This window comes from Pseudomonas sp. MD195_PC81_125 (genome assembly GCF_014060985.1).
Lineage (GTDB): Bacteria > Pseudomonadota > Gammaproteobacteria > Pseudomonadales > Pseudomonadaceae > Aquipseudomonas > Aquipseudomonas parakoreensis.
This window is the reverse complement of record NZ_JABULD010000815.1, coordinates 1-590: the sequence shown is the minus strand read 5'-3', so window position 1 is coordinate 590 and position 590 is coordinate 1. Positions and strand designations below refer to the sequence as shown.

At 51.7% G+C, this 590-nt stretch carries 1 protein-coding gene; it reads left to right on the top strand.

Annotated features, from left to right (window positions below):
• Positions 1–200: 200 nt before the first annotated feature.
• The coding region (locus HT737_RS29455; protein ID WP_182404581.1) for a VOC family protein at positions 201–590 on the top strand (390 nt) is incomplete at its 3' end.

Here is a 590-nt window from a genome sequence, read left to right as displayed (position 1 = left end):
CGTTGGCGTGAGGTTGGGTTAAGCGAGAGCGACAGACGTTTCTCTTGATCCGCCATTCGCGTAGGGCAGCTTCCGGTCAACGCGACTCGTTAACTCTCACCCGAGCGTGCATCATCGCCACGATCCCGTCGTGGTATCGAAGCCATCAGTGCAGAACCTGCCCGTCCGCAAAACGAGTCTTTTGAAACGGAAGTCTTCTCATGTTCGAACGTAACAAACTGGTTCCGGAGTTAATGGTCACCAACCTGGATAGCAGCCTGGCTTTTTGGGTTTCTCGTCTGGGGTTCAAAGTCGCTTATCAACGCCCGGAAGATGGATTTGCATATCTTGATTTGAATGGTGCTCAAGTAATGCTTGAGCAGATTGATTCGGACGCGGGTCAATGGCTGACTGCGCCGTTGGCCAAGCCGTTTGGAAGAGGCATCAACTTACAGATTGATGTTGAGGCTGTCGCACCCATCATCCAGAAACTTGATGAGGCTGGATGTCCACTCTATCGAGAATGCAAAAACACTTGGTATCGGGCTGAAAATGTAGAAGTAGGCCAGCGCGAATTCATCGTCCAGGACCCCGACGGTTATCTCGTAAGG